Raw genomic sequence first — 14,890 nt, forward strand, 5'->3', positions numbered from 1 at the left:
GCATGGCCCGCGCGTCGCGACCGCTCCGCACGTTCGCCCTCCGCCTCGGCGGTGCGGTGTTCGTGCTGTGGGCGGTCGCGACACTGACGTTCTTCGCCATCCACCTGGTGCCGGGCGACCCCGCGCAGGCCATCCTCGGCGGTCCGGGTTCGCAGGCCTCGCAGGAGGCTCTCGATCGCGTGCGCGCCGACTACGGCCTCGACCAGCCGCTGCTCGCGCAGTACGCCGCGATGCTGGGGCGCCTCGTGACGGGCGACCTGGGCACCTCGTACTCGCTGAAGACCCCCGTCGCCGCCGTGATCGGCGGGCAGCTGGTCGGGACGCTGACGCTCGCGCTGCTCGCCCTCGTCGTCGCGTGGGCCCTCGCGATCGGCCTGGCGCTCTGGTCGACCGCACCCGGGCGTACGGCCCGTGCGGTCTCGGGTGCGGTCGAACTGACCGCGGCCGCGCTGCCGCACTTCTGGCTCGCCACCGTGCTGATCGCGGTGTTCTCGACGGGTCTCGGCTGGCTGCCGCCGGTGGCCAACGGCGCGGCATCCGGTCTGGTGCTGCCCGTGATCACGCTCGCCGTGCCGCTCGCGGGGTTCCTCGCGCAGCTCATGCGCGAACACCTGCTCGACGCGCTGGAACAGCCGTTCACGGTGTCGGCGCTGGCCCGCGGCGAGACGGGCGCGGGCATCCGTCTGCGGCACGCCCTCCGGCACGCCGCGATCCCGGCAGTGCACCTGTCGGGGTGGGCGGTCGGCTACCTCATCTCGGGGGCCGTCGTCGTCGAGACGATCTTCGCCCGGCCGGGCCTCGGCCGCACGCTCCTGCGCGCGACCGAGCTGCGCGACGTGCCCGTCGTGATGGGCGTCGTGCTCGTCGTGGCCGTCGTCTACGTCGTGCTCACCGTCGTCACCGACGTCGTGGCCGGGGTGGCCGACCCGCGGTTGCGCCGGGGCGGGAGCACCGCATGAGCGACGTCGAACTGCGCAGCCGCGCCGCAGCCGTCGGCCCGGAGTGCGGCCGCGCGTCGGCCCTCGGCGCCGGCACCCGGCGGGTGCGGCCCGGCACGGTGCTCGCCCTGGCTTTCGCGGCGTTCCTGCTCGTGGCGACCGTCGCGCCCTCGTTGTTGCAGACCGCCGCGCCGAACGCCATCGCGCCTCGCGACGCGTTCTCGCCGCCATCGCTCGCCCACTGGTTCGGCACCGACGAGTCCGGTCGCGACGTGTACAGCCGCGTCGTGCAGGGCACGGGCGCCTCCCTCGCGATCGGCGCCTCGGCGACCGCGATCGGGCTGGCCATCGGGCTCATCCTGGGTGCCGTCGCCGCCCTCGGCGGCAGCGTGCTCGACTTCGTCGTCGGTCGCGTCAACGAGGTCCTCTTCGCGTTCCCCGGCATCCTGCTCGCCCTGCTCGTGATCGTGCTCTGGGGCCCGGGTCCGGTCACCGCCACCATCGCGGTCGGACTCTCGACGGCACCGGGCTACGCGCGCATCATCCGCGGCGAGCTGCTCTCGATCCGCGACTCGGGCTTCGTCGAGGCCGCGCGCGTGCTCGGCCACGGGCCGTTCCGCATCTTCGCGCGACATGTCCTGCCGAACGCACTGGTGCCGGTCGCGGCCCTCGCGACGCTCGGCATCGGGCAGGCCGTCGTGTGGGCCTCGTCGCTCAGCTACCTGGGCCTCGGCGCCCAGCCGCCCGCAGCCGAGTGGGGCGCCATGCTCGCCGCGGGCCGCACGTACATCACCACCGCATGGTGGCTCACCGTGTTCCCCGGGCTCATGATCGTCCTGACGACCCTCGCGACGACGGTGCTCGGTCGCGCGATCACCGCGAGAGACGGGCGCCGCCGATGACCGGCACGACGCAGGCTGCACCCGCGCCGACGGATGCCCCGGTCGCCGACGTGCTCGCGATCGAAGGGCTGCGGGTGACCTTCGGCGACGGCGGAGCGCCGGTCGAGGCGGTCCGCGGCATCGATCTGCGCGTCGGGCGCGGCGAGGTCGTCGCCCTCGTCGGCGAGTCGGGATCCGGCAAGTCGGTCACCGCCAGGGCCGCGCTCGGCCTCGCCGGCGCCGGTGCCCGTGTGCAGGCCGAACGGTTCGAACTCGACGGCTCCGACGTGCGCCGCGCGACACCCAGGCAGTGGCGACGCCTGCGGGGCGCGAAGGCCGGACTCGTGCTGCAGGACGCGCTCGTCTCGCTCGACCCGCTGCGCCCCATCGGCCGCGAGATCGGCGACGCGCTGCGCCTGCACCTCGGCCTCCGACCGGCTGCTGCGCGAGCCCGCGTGCTCGGGCTGCTCGAACTGGTCGGCATGCCGCACCCGGCCCTCACGATCGACCGCCGCTCGGGTGAACTCTCCGGCGGGATGCGCCAGCGCGCGCTGATCGCCTCCGCCCTCGCGCTCGATCCGCCGCTCGTGATCGCCGACGAGCCGACGACGGCGCTCGACGTCGGCGTGCAGGTGCGCGTGCTCGGCCTCCTCGCGGAGGCGGCCGCGCGCGGCGCCGGAGTCCTGCTCATCAGCCACGACCTGGCCGTCGTCTCACGAATCGCCGATCGGGTCGTCGTGCTCGCCGACGGCGTCGTCGTCGAAGCAGGCCCGACGGGCGAGGTGCTGGCGAGCCCGAGGCATCCGCGCACGCGTGAGCTCATCGCCGCGGTGCCCACCGACGTCCCCCGCGGCGTGCCGCTGCTCGGTGCGCCGGCGACGGCGGGGCCGTCGCAGCCCGCGGCGGCGCCGGCCGTGCGGCCGCCGGCCCCGACGGGCGCTCCGCCGGTCGTCGAGGCGCGCGGCCTCGTGAAGGCGTTCACGGTCGGGGGCTCGACCACCGTCGCGGTCGACGACGTCGATCTGCGGCTCGAGCGCGGCCGCACCCTCGGCCTCGTGGGCGAATCGGGCTCGGGCAAGACGACCGTCGCCCGGCTGCTGCTCGCGCTGACCCGGCCCGACGCCGGCACGGTCCGGCTCGACGGCGACGCATGGAGCGAGCTCCCCGAACGCGCGCGCCGGCCTCAGCGCCGGCGGATCGGCGCGATCTGGCAGGACCCGTTCGGATCCTTCGATCCGCGCTGGGGCGTCGAGCGCCTGCTGCGCGATGCGATCGCGGCCGGTGGGGGCGCGCCGGGGTCCGCAGCGGTGGCCGACCTGCTCGACCAGGTGCACCTCTCCCCAGACCTCGCGGCGCGGCATCCACTCGACCTGTCGGGCGGCCAACGGCAACGCGTCGCCATCGCGCGCGCGCTCGCGGCCCGGCCCGACGTGCTCATCTGCGACGAGCCGGTCTCCGCGCTCGACGTCACCGTGCAGGCTCGGGTCCTCGACCTCCTCGACGAGCTCCAGCGCGAGCACGGGCTCGCGCTCCTCGTGATCTCGCACGACCTCGGCGTCGTCCGGCACATGAGCGATGAACTGGCCGTCATGCGGCACGGGCGCATCCTCGAGCAGGGCCCCGCCGAACGCGTCTTCGACGCTCCGGAGCACGAGTACACCGCCGCGCTCATCAGGGATTCCCCGCGCCTCGCGGTGGGCCCCGATGCGCGCCGCGACCCGGCCGACCGGTAGGCTGGAGCGTCGCATACTCAGGCACCCCAACGACTCGGTGCCGTACATACCGAACCGGAGCATCATGACCGACACCTCGCGCATCCCCGACAAGCCGGCTCTCGAGGGCCTCGAAGCGAAGTGGGGCGGCTCATGGGAGCAGTCCGGCACCTACCGGTTCGACCGCGAGCACGCAACCCGCGACAGCGTCTACTCGATCGATACTCCGCCGCCCACCGCCTCGGGCTCGCTGCACATCGGCCACGTCTTCAGCTTCACCCACACCGACGTCGTCGCCCGCTACCAGCGCATGCGCGGCCGCAGCGTCTTCTACCCCATGGGCTGGGACGACAACGGCCTGCCGACCGAGCGCCGCGTGCAGAACTACTACGGCGTTCGCTGCGACCCGTCGCTGCCGTACGACCCCGACTTCGCGCCCCCGTTCGAGGGCGGCGACGGCAAGAGCACGAAGGCCGCCGACCAGGTGCCGATCTCGCGCCGCAACTTCATCGAGCTGTGCGAGCGACTCACCGTCGAAGACGAGCAGCAGTTCGAGGCGCTCTGGCGCACGCTCGGTCTCTCGGTCGACTGGACCCAGACCTACCGCACCATCGCCGACGAGGCGCTGTTCACCTCGCAGCTCGCGTTCATCCGCAACGTCGAGCGCGGTGAGGCGTACCAGGCGCTCGCGCCGACGCTGTGGGATGTCACCTTCCGCACGGCCGTGGCACAGGCCGAGCTCGAGGATCGCGAGCAGGCCGGCCACTACCACCGGGTTTCCTTCCACCGCCCCGACGGCGGCATCGTCGAGATCGAGACCAGCCGCCCCGAGCTCATCCCCGCGTGCGTGGCCCTCGTGGCGCACCCCGATGACGAGCGGTACCAGCCGCTCTTCGGCACGACGGTCACGAGCCCCGTCTTCGGCGTCGAGGTGCCGGTCGTCGCGCACCACCTCGCCCAGAAGGACAAAGGCACCGGCATCGCGATGATCTGCACCTTCGGCGACGTGACCGACGTGGTGTGGTGGCGCGAGCTCGACCTGCCCAATCGCGCGATCATCGGCTTCGACGGCCGAGTCATCGCCGAGGCGCCCGATGCGATCACCTCGGAGGCCGGCCTCGCCGCGTACGCGCAGCTCGCCGGCAAGACCACGTTCTCGGCGAAGCAGGCCGTCGTCGAGCTGCTGCGCGAGTCGGGCGACCTGCTCGCCGATCCGAAGGCGATCACCCACCCGGTCAAGTTCTTCGAGAAGGGCGACCGACCGCTCGAGATCGTCTCGACCCGGCAGTGGTACGTCGTCAACGGAGCGCGCGACGAGCAGCTGAAGGAACGCCTGCTCGAGCGCGGCCGGCAGATCTCGTGGCATCCCGACTTCATGCGCGTGCGCTACGAGAACTGGGTCGGCGGGCTCTCGGGCGACTGGCTCATCTCCCGCCAGCGCTTCTTCGGCGTGCCGATCCCCGTCTGGTACCCGCTCGACGCCGAGGGCAACCCCGTCTTCGACGAGCCGATCGTCGCGACGCGCGAGATGCTGCCGGTCGATCCGTCGTCGGCGCCCGCGCCCGGCTACGACGAGTCGCAGCGCGGCATCGCCGGCGGATTCATCGGCGAGCACGACGTCATGGACACCTGGGCGACGAGCTCGCTCACCCCGCAGCTCGCGGGCGGCTGGGAGCGCGATCCCGAGCTGTTCGACCTCGTCTTCCCCTATTCGCTGCGCCCGCAGGGCCAGGACATCATCCGCACGTGGCTGTTCTCCACGACGCTGCGCGCCGAGCTCGAGCACGGCGTCGCGCCGTGGTCGAACGCCGCGATCTCCGGCTTCATCGTCGACCCCGACCGCAAGAAGATGTCGAAGTCGAAGGGCAACGTCGTCACGCCCGCGGGCCTGCTCGAACAGCACGGCTCCGACGCGGTCCGCTACTGGGCGGCGTCCAGCCGCCTCGGCACGGATGCCGCGTTCGACCCGCAGAATCCGACGCAGGTCAAGATCGGCCGTCGCCTCGCGATCAAGGTGCTCAACGCCGCGAAGTTCATCCTGACGTTCGAGGGCGCCGCCGACGCGGAGGTCACTGCGCCGGTCGACCGCAGCATGCTGGCCGGTCTCGCGACCGTCGTGCAGCAGGCGACCCGCGCGCTCGACGCCTACGACCACGCGCGGGCCCTCGAGGTCGCCGAGACGTTCTTCTGGACGTTCTGCGACGACTACCTCGAGCTCGTCAAGGAGCGCGCCTACGGCGACCCGAGCCCCGAGCAGGCTTCGGCCGTCGCGGCACTGAAGACCGCCCTCAGCACGCTGCTGCGCCTGTTCGCGCCGGTCATCCCGTTCGCAGCCGAAGAGGCGTGGAGCTGGTCGAACGAGGGCTCGGTGCACGTGGCCGTCTGGCCGACCGTCGACGAACTGGCCGGCCGCGGCGAGGCCGGTGTCGAGCTGCTCGAGCTCGCGAGCCTCGCGCTCACCGGCATCCGGCGCGCGAAGACCGATGCGAAGGCCTCGCAGAAGACGCCGGTCGCCCGTGCGGTGATCGCCGGTCCGGCCGACGCCATCCGCCTGCTCGAGTCCGCTGCGGGCGACCTGCGCGCCGTGGGCCGCATCGCCGAGCTGTCGTTCGTCGAGGGCGAGGAACTCGCGGTCGTCGAAGTCGTGCTCGAGCAGGGTGAATAGAGGGGGAAGCATGACCACGCAGACCGAGATCCGGCCCGCCGGCGAAGACGACTTCTTCGGCTGGCTGCCGCTGTTCGAGGGGTACTGCCGGTTCTACGAGCGCGAGCTCGACGACGCGAAGGCGCTCATCGTCTGGAACTGGCTGCGCGACCCGGCGAACCCGCTCGAGGCCGCGCTCGCCGTCGACGATGAGGGGACGCCGATCGGCCTGGCCCACTTCCGGGCCGTGCCCGACACGCTCACCGGCACCACCGGATGCTTCATCGACGACCTGTTCGTCGCCGACGACCATCGACGCGACGGCATCGGCCGAGCCCTGATCGAGCACGTGCACGCCCGGGCGGCCGAGCTCGGCGGCGGCGTGAGCTGGATCACCGCGGCCGCCAACACCGAGGCGCAGGCGCTGTACGACTCGCTGGCTCGCCGCACGGACTGGGTGCTCTACGAGATGGACGCCTGATGCAGCTCGGCACCCGCTGGCCCTTCGGCGTCGAGCCGCCCGCGTCGGTCCCGGCCGAGATCCGCGGCCGCATCGCGGCCGTCGAGGCCGAGCACGCCGACGGCGGCGGCCGGCACTGGACGCTGACCTGGCTCGAGGGCCGGCCGATCGCCGAGCTCGACGACGGCACCGTGGTGCGCGACGTCATCGCCGACGTGCACGACTCCGACGAGGACTGGTGACGGTCCCCCGTCGCTGACCGGGGCGCCTCCGCCATGGGGCGGCGCCGCACCGCCGCAGGCAGTCGGCCCCGGTGAGCAGCCGCGCGCCGTCAGGCGCGCGCGACGATCTCGCCGTGCGGCATGAGGAACCAACCGTCGGGGTCGGCGACCCACGCGCGCCAGGCCGAGGCGATCTCCTCGAGTTCTCCGGGCGTCGCGTGCGCCGACTCGACGGCGTGCGTGGCGAACTGCGACCGCGTGGCGCGTTCGGCCCACGCCGTGCCCCACCACTCGCGCTCCGCGGGGCTCGCGAACAGCCAGAGCGAGGCACTCGCGTGGACGTCGTCGAATCCGGCCGTGCGCACCCAGTTCGTAAGGTGCCGGCCCGCGTTCGGCTCGCCGCCGTTCCATCGGTGCACGTCGTCGTAGAGTTCGAGCCATCGGGCGAGTCCACTCGCCGAGGGGTTCCAGATGACACCGCCGTAGTCGACCTCGCGGACGGCCAGCAGGCCGCCCGGCCTCAGCACGCGCCGCCACTCGCGCAGGGCCTCGATCGGCCTCGCGAGGTGCTGGAGCACCTGGTGGGCATGCACGACGTCGAAGCTGCCGTCGGGGTGGTCGAGGGCGTACGCGTCGCCGACGGCGAACCCGACCCCCTCGACGCCGCTCGTCGCGGCGAGCTCGCGGGCCTGCTCGACGATCGCCGCCGAGGCGTCGACGCCGAGCACCGACCCGCCCGGAGCCACGTGGCGGGCCAGGTCGACGGTGATCGATCCCGGGCCCGACCCGACGTCGAGCACGCGCAGTCCCGGCCGCAGGTGCGGGACGAGGTACGCCGCCGAGTTGGCCACGTCGCGGCTCGCATGCGTGCGCACCACGCTCTCGTGGTGGCCGTGGGTGTACGCGTCGCGGTCCGCCGGATCGGGCGCCTTCGGAGGAGTCATCCGCCGATCAGATCGCGAAGCCGAGCGCGCGCATCATGTCGCGGCCGTCGTCGGTGATGCGCTCGGGGCCCCACGGCGGCATCCACACCCAGTTGATGCGGAACTGGTCGACGACGCCGTCGAGTGCCTCGGCGGTCTGCTCTTCGAGCACGTCGGTGAGGGGGCATCCCGCACTGGTCAGCGTCATGTGGATGACGAGCGCGTCGTGCTCGTCGTCCCACCCGAGGTCGTAGATCAGGCCGAGGTCGACGACGTTGACCCCGAGCTCGGGGTCGACCACGTCCTTCAGGGCCTCGGTGACCTCGTCGAACTTCTCCGGGGCGAGTGAGGTGACCATGTCTCGAGTCTACGCGCCGCCTACTCGGCGGCGGCCTCGACGACGGCCGACTCGGCGACCTGGTAGCGGTCGTAGCCCTCTTCTTCCAAGCGATCGGCCAGCTCGGGGCCGCCCTGCTCGGCGATGCGGCCGGCCACGAACACGTGCACGAAGTCGGGCTTGATGTAGCGGAGGATGCGCGTGTAGTGCGTGATCAGCAGGATGCCGAGGCCGGTCGTCTGGTGCGCGCGGTTCACGCCCTCCGAGACGATCTTCAGCGCGTCGACGTCGAGACCCGAGTCGGTCTCGTCGAGCACGGCGAACTTCGGCTTCAGCAACTCGAGCTGGAGGATCTCGTTGCGCTTCTTCTCGCCGCCTGAGAACCCCTCGTTGACGTTGCGCTCGGCGAAGGCCTGGTCCATCTTGAGGTTCGACATCGCGCCGCGGACGTCCTTCAGCCACGTGCGGATCGCCGGCGCCTCCCCGTCGATCGCCGTCTTCGCCGTGCGCAGGAAGTTCGTGACCGTGACGCCCGGGATCTCGACGGGGTACTGCATCGCGAGGAAGAGGCCGGCGCGAGCGCGCTCGTCGACCGACATCTCGAGCACGTTCTCACCGTCGAGCAGGATCTCGCCGTCGACGACCGTGTACTTCGGGTGGCCGGCGATCGTGTAGGCGAGCGTCGACTTGCCGGAGCCGTTGGGCCCCATGATGGCGTGGATCTCGCCCTCGTTGATCACCAGGTCGACGCCGCGGAGGATCTCGCGGGTGCCCTGGTCGGTCTCGACGTTGACGTGCAGGTTCTTGATCTCGAGCACGGACATGAGGTGGTTCTTCCTTCGGTCGGATGCGGCCTGGTCGGCCGGAAGTATGGTTCGGGTCAGACGGCCAGGGTGACCGTCGGGTCGATCAGGACGTCGCCGCCCTCGACCTGGACCTGGTAGGCGGGAACCGGCTCGTAGGCCGGGAGGGTGAGCGGCTTGCCGGTACGGAGCGAGAACTGGGAACCGTGTGCCCAGCACTCGAGCGTGGGCCCGTCGGCGTTGCCGGCCGACGGGGACTCCTCGACGAAGCCCTCGGAGAGGGAGATGTCGCCGTGGGTGCACACGTCGCCGATCGCGAATATCTCGCCCGCGGCGTCTTTCACGACCGCGATGGGCACTCCCCCGACGACGAAGCGCGAGGCCTGGTTGACGGCGAGGTCGTCGACCCCGCAGACCCGAACGGATGCCACGTCAGCTCCCCTGGAGTTCGGCTTCGAGTGCGGCGATGAGGTGCTCCTCGAGCTCGGGCGAGCCGATCTGCTGCACGATCTCGGTGAGGAATCCGCGGACGACCAGGCGTCGCGCCTCCTCTTCGCGGATGCCGCGGGCCATGAGGTAGAACAACTGCTCGTCGTCGAACCGGCCGGTCGCCGACGCGTGGCCGGCGCCCTCGATGTCACCGGTCTCGATCTCGAGGTTCGGCACCGAGTCGGCGCGCGTGCCGTCGGTGAGCACGAGGTTGCGGTTCTGCTCGTAGCTGTCGGTGCCGACCGCGGCGTTGCCGATGAGCACGTCGCCGATCCACACGGTGCGCGCGCCCTCGCCCTGCAGCGCACCCTTGTAGGTGACCCGCGAGCGGGTGTGCGGGGCGTCGTGGTGCACGTACACCTGCTGCTCGAGGTGCTGGCCCGCGTCGGAGAAGTAGAGGCCGAGGGCCTCGACGTCGCCGCCCTGCTCGGCGAGGTGGGTCGACGGGTTCAGCCGCACGACCTTGCCGCCGAGCGAGACGACGATGTGCTTGAGCTTCGCGTCCCGGCCGACCCGGGCGAAGTGGCTCGCGAGGTGCACCGAGTCGTCGCTCCACTCCTGGAGCGAGACGACGGTGAGGTTCGCGCCCTCGCCCACGAGGATCTCGACGTTCTCGACGAGTCGCGCGTCGCCCGTGCCGCGCAGCACCACGAGGCCGCGGCTGTTCGGCGCCGCCTCGATGACGGTGTGCGCCGCGCGGGGCGCGGAACCGAGGGCCGTGCGCGTGACGCTCGCGGTCTTCTGCTCCTCACCGGTGACGGCGATCAGCATCGCCTCGCCGAACGAGGACCACGCGTTCGCCGAGCCTCGATCCTCCGGCAGGCCGGCGGTGCCGATGCGGACGTCGTCGCGACCGATCCACGAGACCGACACGCCCTCTGCCTCGACGGACTCGACCGGCGTGCGCGAGCCGTCGAGCTCGCCTCCGGTCAGGTCGGCGAAGGTCGCGACGGGCGAGAGCTTCCACTCGTGCTCGCGCCCGTTGACGGGTGCGAAGTCGGCGACGTCCGCCGAGCAGAAGCGCTCGGAACGGGTCTGCACGGGCACGACGGCGCCGGCTCCGTCGGAGTGCGCACGGATGCCGTGCTGTTCGGCTGTGGGCATGGCTGTGCTCTGCTGGGGGGCGGTCACCGTCAGCCCACCGATCCTTCCATGCCCATCTCGATGAGCTTGTTGAGTTCCATCGCGTATTCCATCGGCAGCTCGCGCGCGATCGGCTCGATGAAGCCGCGCACGATCATGGCCATCGCCTCGTCTTCGGGCATGCCGCGCGACATGAGGTAGAACAGCTGCTCTTCGCTCACCTTGGAGACCGTGGCCTCGTGGCCGAGCTGCACGTCGTCGACGCGGATGTCGATCGCCGGGTACGTGTCGGAGCGCGAGATGGTGTCGACGAGCAGGGCGTCGCAGCGCACGGTGTTGGCCGAGTGGTGCGCGTTCGCGTCGACGCGGACCTCGCCGCGGTAGCCGGCCCGGCCGCCCCCGCGCGCGATCGACTTCGACACGATCGAGGACTGCGTGTACGGCGCCATGTGGATCATCTTCGCGCCGGCGTCCTGGTGCTGGCCCGGCCCGGCGAAGGCGACCGAGAGGGTCTCGCCCTTGGCGTGCTCGCCCATGAGGAAGATCGACGGGTACTTCATCGTGACCTTCGAGCCGATGTTGCCGTCGATCCACTCCATGGTGGCGCCCTCGTGGGCGACCGCGCGCTTGGTGACGAGGTTGTAGACGTTGTTCGACCAGTTCTGGATCGTCGTGTAGCGCACGCGGGCGTTCTTCTTCACGATGATCTCGACCACGGCCGAGTGCAGCGAGTCCGACTTGTAGATCGGCGCGGTGCAGCCCTCGATGTAGTGGACGTAGGAGTCTTCGTCGGCGATGATCAGGGTCCGCTCGAACTGGCCCATGTTCTCGGTGTTGATCCGGAAGTAGGCCTGCAGCGGGATCTCGACGTGGACGCCCTTCGGGACGTAGACGAACGAGCCGCCCGACCACACCGCGGTGTTCAGCGCGGCGAACTTGTTGTCGCCGGCGGGGATCACCGTGCCGAAGTACTCCTCGAAGATCTCGGGGTGCTCCTTGAGCGCGGTGTCGGTGTCGAGGAAGATGACGCCCTGCTCCTCCAGGTCCTCGCGGATCTGGTGGTAGACGACCTCGGACTCGTACTGGGCGGCGACGCCCGCGACGAGGCGCTGGCGCTCGGCCTCGGGGATGCCGAGGCGCTCGTAGGTGTTGCGGATGTCCTCGGGCAGGTCCTCCCAGGTCTGGGCCTGCTTCTCGGTCGAGCGGACGAAGTACTTGATGTTGTCGAAGTCGATCTCCGAGAGGTCGGCCCCCCACGAGGGCATCGGCTTCCGCTCGAAGAGCTGCAGCGCGCGCAGGCGCCGCTGGAGCATCCATTCGGGCTCCTGCTTCAGCGCGGAGATGTCGGAGACGACCTCCGGCGAGATGCCGCGACGGGCGGATGCGCCGGCGCTGTCGGAGTCGGCCCAGCCGAACTCGTAGACGCCGAGGCCCTCCAGCTCGGGGCGGTCGATCAGTACGTCCGTCATGTGCTCCTCTTCTCCTCCCGTGCGACCGGCTATCAGTCCGGCTCACCGCCTCTCGCGCGTCGAGGTGCGGGCGATCAGCGGTGATGTGCGGGCGGCTCCAGTGCGAACCTAAGATGGCTGGGGAACCTGTTCGCCGCCGTTTCGCGTGCGACGACCGGATGCCTCAACCCATCAAGACTACAGGGTCGCGCGGCCCCCGGTGCCGGACTCACGGCACCGTCACAGCACGGCCCCAGTGAGGAACGATCCCCCCGTGCACCGCTTCGCCGCCTGGCTCCCCGACCGCGTCGACGGGCGCATCCGCTTCTTCGCGTGGCTCTCGTTCGTCGTCGAGACGGTCATCATCGCGACCGGCGGCGCGGTGCGCCTCACCGGGTCGGGTCTCGGATGCCCCACCTGGCCCACCTGCACGGCCGACTCGCTCATCCCGACCGAGGAACTGACGTACCACAGCCTGATCGAGTTCGGGAACCGGCTGATGACCGGCGTGGTCGGCATCGTCGCCGTGATCGTGGTCGTGCTGGTCTGGCGGCTGCGCCGCGAGCGTCGCGACCTCTGGACGCTCGCGCTCATCGTGCTGCTGGGCGTCGTGGCCCAGGCGATCGTCGGCGGCGTCACGGTGTGGACCGGCCTCAACCCGTTCATCGTCGGGTTCCACTACGTCTCGTCGCTCGCCCTCGTCTGCGTGACCGCCGCGTTCCTCGTTCGGATGCGCGAGGAGGCGGGCCCCCGTGAACGCGCCGTGCCCGGCTGGTACCAGGGCGTCACGCACGCCACGAGCGCGGTGCTGGCGCTCACGATCGTCTTCGGCGTCCTGACGACCGGGGCGGGTCCCCACTCGGGCGATGCGGCGGCCGGTCGCAACGGGTTCCACGCCGAGCTGCTCGAGCACGTGCACGCGTGGCCCGGGTACGCGCTGCTGGCCCTGACCCTCGCGCTCGTCATCGGCGCCTGGCGACTCGGACTCCCGACGCTGCGCTGGTCGCTGGTGCTGCTGCTGATCGAGCTCGTGCAGATCGCGGTCGGCCTCTACCAGGCGCGCAACGGACTTCCGCCGCTGCTCGTCGGCATCCACATGGTGCTCGCCGCGCTCACGGCGGCCACGATGACCGTGGTGATCCTCCGCCTCAAGCGTCCGGCCGCGGCCGAGCGCCCGGCCGAGGCATCCGTCGCGGCGTCGCGATGAGGATCGCGCACCGCGGCGCGGTGCCGCGCATCCATCCCGATGCGACGGTCGCACCCGGCGCGATCGTGTCGGGCGACGTGACGGTGGCGGCGGGCGCGCGGATCCTGCATGGCGCAGTCCTCACGGCCGAGGACGGCACGGTGGCGGTCGGCAAGGACACCGTCGTGCTCGAGCACGCCGTCGTGCGCGGCCGCGCGGGACATCCGGCGATCATCGGGGCTCACGTGATGATCGGACCCCACGCGCACGTGAACGGCGCGGCGATCGGCGACCGCGCGTTCATCGCGACGGGCGCCTCCGTCTTCCCCGGCGCGGTCGTCGGCGATGGAGCCGAGGTGCGCATCAACGCCGTCGTGCAGGTGAACACGACGCTGGATGCCGGTGCCGTCGTCCCGATCGGATGGGTAGCGGTCGGCGCACCCGCGGAGCTGTACAGCCCCGATCACCACGAGGAGATCTGGGCCGTCCAGCGCACCCTCGACTTCCCCGGCACGGTGTACGGCGTCGACCGCGACGCCGGCATGGCCGAGATCATGCGGCGCCAGTCCGCCTTCTACGCCCCGCACGACGACGACGAGATCCTCGGCTGAGCGCCGGCTCCCGCATTCGTGCGGCGGCGGCCGCCCTCGGTCGCGAGTCGGACCCGACTAGAACGGCAGCAGCGGGTCGATGCCGACCGCGAGGAACAGCAGCGACAGGTACATGATCGAGCCGTGGAAGACCCGCATCGGCGACACCTGCTCATGCCGGATCGCGAGGTTGTAGAGCCGGTGCGTCTCGTACACGAACCAGCCGCCCGCGACGAGCGCGGTGGCCGTGTACACGAGGCCCATGTCGGCGATCGGGATCAGCAGCAGCGAGCACGCGACCGTCGCCCACGCGTAGAGGATGACCTGCAGCCCGACCTGCGCGCGTCCGCGCACGACCGCGAGCATGGGCACGCCGGCGGCCGCGTAGTCGTCCTTGTACTTCATCGACAGCGGCCAGTAGTGCGGCGGCGTCCACAGGAAGATGATGAGGAACAGGATGAACGGCGCCCAGTCGAGGCTGCCGGTGACCGCTGCCCAGCCGATCAGCACGGGCATGCAGCCGGCGACGCCGCCCCAGACGATGTTCTGCGCCGTGCGGCGCTTGAGGATCAGGCTGTAGAAGACGACGTACAGCAGGATCGCGGCCAGCGAGAGCAGCGCGGCGACCCAGTTCGTGAAGATCCAGAGCCAGGCGATGGATGCCACGCCCAGGGCGTAGGCGAAGACGAGGGCCTGGCGATCGGTGAGTTCGCCGGTGACGAGCGGCCGGTTCTCGGTGCGCTTCATGACCCGGTCGATGTCGCGGTCGATGTAGCAGTTGAAGGCGCCGGCCGAGCCCGCGCTCATCGCGCCGCCGATCAGCGTCGCCACCATGAGCCAGAGGTTCGGCAGGCCCTGCTGCGCGAGGATCATCGTCGGCGCCGTGACGACGAGCAGCAGTTCGATCACGCGGGGCTTGGTGAGGGCGAGGTACGCTGCCGCCTTTCGACGGAGGGTCGCCGCCGGTCGGACCTCGTGGGTGTCTACTGCTGCCTGCATCGTTCCTCTTCCGGCTCGCGGGCGCGCTCGTACGTGCGCGCGAACCGTCTCCGATTCTAGGCCATCCGACTTCGACGGCGTGTCGAACACGTGTCGCGCCGCTCACGTCAACCCCCCGGACATGTGAGTCATGTCCCGTCACGCGGGGTCACGCACTCGTTATAGTGAACGGAGCG

At 71.2% G+C, this 14,890-nt stretch carries 15 protein-coding genes; 8 read left to right on the top strand and 7 right to left on the bottom strand.

Features of this window, described 5'->3' with window-relative positions:
* Positions 1–2: 2 nt before the first annotated feature.
* From GE115_RS01140 to GE115_RS01165, 6 genes are all read left to right on the top strand, one after another.
* Entirely contained in the window at positions 3–959 is a 957-nt protein-coding gene (locus GE115_RS01140; RefSeq protein ID WP_153682989.1) for an ABC transporter permease, read from the top strand.
* Positions 956–1,840: an ABC transporter permease gene (locus GE115_RS01145; protein WP_153682990.1), complete on the top strand. Its 885-nt coding sequence runs from the start codon at positions 956–958 to the stop codon at positions 1,838–1,840. Before GE115_RS01140 ends, GE115_RS01145 begins: the two co-directional genes overlap by 4 nt.
* Positions 1,837–3,552, top strand: a complete 1,716-nt coding sequence (locus GE115_RS01150; RefSeq protein ID WP_153682991.1) for an ATP-binding cassette domain-containing protein — start codon at positions 1,837–1,839, stop codon at positions 3,550–3,552. The genes GE115_RS01145 and GE115_RS01150 overlap by 4 nt, the downstream gene beginning before the upstream one ends.
* A 64-nt stretch (positions 3,553–3,616) precedes the next feature.
* Positions 3,617–6,196 (top strand): valine--tRNA ligase, encoded by a 2,580-nt coding sequence (valS, locus tag GE115_RS01155; RefSeq protein WP_153682992.1) that lies wholly within the window; start codon positions 3,617–3,619, stop codon positions 6,194–6,196.
* 10 nt (positions 6,197–6,206) lie between these two features.
* Positions 6,207–6,656: a GNAT family N-acetyltransferase gene (locus tag GE115_RS01160; protein ID WP_153682993.1), complete on the top strand. Its 450-nt coding sequence runs from the start codon at positions 6,207–6,209 to the stop codon at positions 6,654–6,656.
* On the top strand, positions 6,656–6,877 hold the full coding sequence (locus GE115_RS01165; protein ID WP_153682994.1) for a hypothetical protein: 222 nt from the start codon (positions 6,656–6,658) through the stop codon (positions 6,875–6,877). Before GE115_RS01160 ends, GE115_RS01165 begins: the two co-directional genes overlap by 1 nt.
* Positions 6,878–6,966: 89 nt before the next feature.
* On the opposite strand, the gene GE115_RS01170 is transcribed toward GE115_RS01165, so the two are convergent.
* Genes GE115_RS01170 through sufB form a run of 6 tightly spaced genes read right to left on the bottom strand, consistent with a single transcriptional unit; the run spans position 6,967 to position 11,960 of the window.
* Positions 6,967–7,800 (bottom strand): methyltransferase domain-containing protein, encoded by an 834-nt coding sequence (locus GE115_RS01170; RefSeq protein ID WP_153682995.1) that lies wholly within the window; start codon positions 7,798–7,800, stop codon positions 6,967–6,969.
* Positions 7,801–7,807: 7 nt separating this feature from the next.
* Positions 7,808–8,137, bottom strand: a complete 330-nt coding sequence (locus tag GE115_RS01175; protein WP_127793508.1) for a metal-sulfur cluster assembly factor — start codon at positions 8,135–8,137, stop codon at positions 7,808–7,810.
* Between the two features lie 20 nt (positions 8,138–8,157).
* Complete coding sequence (gene sufC / locus GE115_RS01180; protein ID WP_153682996.1) at positions 8,158–8,940, bottom strand: Fe-S cluster assembly ATPase SufC; 783 nt, start codon at positions 8,938–8,940, stop codon at positions 8,158–8,160.
* A gap of 56 nt (positions 8,941–8,996) precedes the next feature.
* Positions 8,997–9,350 (bottom strand): non-heme iron oxygenase ferredoxin subunit, encoded by a 354-nt coding sequence (locus tag GE115_RS01185; protein WP_312854760.1) that lies wholly within the window; start codon positions 9,348–9,350, stop codon positions 8,997–8,999.
* 1 nt (position 9,351) lies between these two features.
* A complete protein-coding gene (sufD, locus tag GE115_RS01190) occupies positions 9,352–10,512 on the bottom strand; it encodes a Fe-S cluster assembly protein SufD (protein ID WP_153682997.1) in 1,161 nt (386 codons plus the stop codon).
* Positions 10,513–10,541: 29 nt separating this feature from the next.
* Positions 10,542–11,960 (bottom strand): Fe-S cluster assembly protein SufB, encoded by a 1,419-nt coding sequence (gene sufB / locus GE115_RS01195; RefSeq protein ID WP_153682998.1) that lies wholly within the window; start codon positions 11,958–11,960, stop codon positions 10,542–10,544.
* Between the two features lie 253 nt (positions 11,961–12,213).
* Here sufB and GE115_RS01200 point away from each other — a divergent pair, with 253 nt between their 5' ends.
* Complete coding sequence (locus tag GE115_RS01200) at positions 12,214–13,146, top strand: COX15/CtaA family protein (protein ID WP_312854761.1); 933 nt, start codon at positions 12,214–12,216, stop codon at positions 13,144–13,146.
* Entirely contained in the window at positions 13,143–13,736 is a 594-nt protein-coding gene (locus GE115_RS01205) for a gamma carbonic anhydrase family protein (protein ID WP_153682999.1), read from the top strand. The genes GE115_RS01200 and GE115_RS01205 overlap by 4 nt, the downstream gene beginning before the upstream one ends.
* A 57-nt stretch (positions 13,737–13,793) precedes the next feature.
* On the opposite strand, the gene GE115_RS01210 is transcribed toward GE115_RS01205, so the two are convergent.
* Positions 13,794–14,714 (bottom strand): heme o synthase, encoded by a 921-nt coding sequence (locus GE115_RS01210; protein WP_153683000.1) that lies wholly within the window; start codon positions 14,712–14,714, stop codon positions 13,794–13,796.
* Positions 14,715–14,890 lie beyond the last annotated feature (176 nt).

The organism is Agromyces agglutinans (assembly GCF_009647605.1).
In the GTDB taxonomy this organism is placed as follows: Bacteria; Actinomycetota; Actinomycetes; order Actinomycetales; family Microbacteriaceae; genus Agromyces; species Agromyces agglutinans.

Excerpts from the sequence above, each read along its gene's own strand:
- sufC (WP_153682996.1), bottom strand. The coding sequence starts at position 8,940 with ATGTCCGTGCTCGAGATCAAGAACCTGCACGTCAACGTCGAGACCGAC.
- sufD (WP_153682997.1), bottom strand. The coding sequence starts at position 10,512 with ATGCCCACAGCCGAACAGCACGGCATCCGTGCGCACTCCGACGGAGCC.
- GE115_RS01160 (WP_153682993.1), top strand. The coding sequence starts at position 6,207 with ATGACCACGCAGACCGAGATCCGGCCCGCCGGCGAAGACGACTTCTTC.
- GE115_RS01170 (WP_153682995.1), bottom strand. The coding sequence starts at position 7,800 with ATGACTCCTCCGAAGGCGCCCGATCCGGCGGACCGCGACGCGTACACC.
- GE115_RS01175 (WP_127793508.1), bottom strand. The coding sequence starts at position 8,137 with ATGGTCACCTCACTCGCCCCGGAGAAGTTCGACGAGGTCACCGAGGCC.
- GE115_RS01145 (WP_153682990.1), top strand. The coding sequence starts at position 956 with ATGAGCGACGTCGAACTGCGCAGCCGCGCCGCAGCCGTCGGCCCGGAG.
- GE115_RS01210 (WP_153683000.1), bottom strand. The coding sequence starts at position 14,714 with ATGCAGGCAGCAGTAGACACCCACGAGGTCCGACCGGCGGCGACCCTC.
- GE115_RS01205 (WP_153682999.1), top strand. The coding sequence starts at position 13,143 with ATGAGGATCGCGCACCGCGGCGCGGTGCCGCGCATCCATCCCGATGCG.
- GE115_RS01140 (WP_153682989.1), top strand. The coding sequence starts at position 3 with ATGGCCCGCGCGTCGCGACCGCTCCGCACGTTCGCCCTCCGCCTCGGC.
- sufB (WP_153682998.1), bottom strand. The coding sequence starts at position 11,960 with ATGACGGACGTACTGATCGACCGCCCCGAGCTGGAGGGCCTCGGCGTC.
- GE115_RS01150 (WP_153682991.1), top strand. The coding sequence starts at position 1,837 with ATGACCGGCACGACGCAGGCTGCACCCGCGCCGACGGATGCCCCGGTC.
- valS (WP_153682992.1), top strand. The coding sequence starts at position 3,617 with ATGACCGACACCTCGCGCATCCCCGACAAGCCGGCTCTCGAGGGCCTC.
- GE115_RS01165 (WP_153682994.1), top strand. The coding sequence starts at position 6,656 with ATGCAGCTCGGCACCCGCTGGCCCTTCGGCGTCGAGCCGCCCGCGTCG.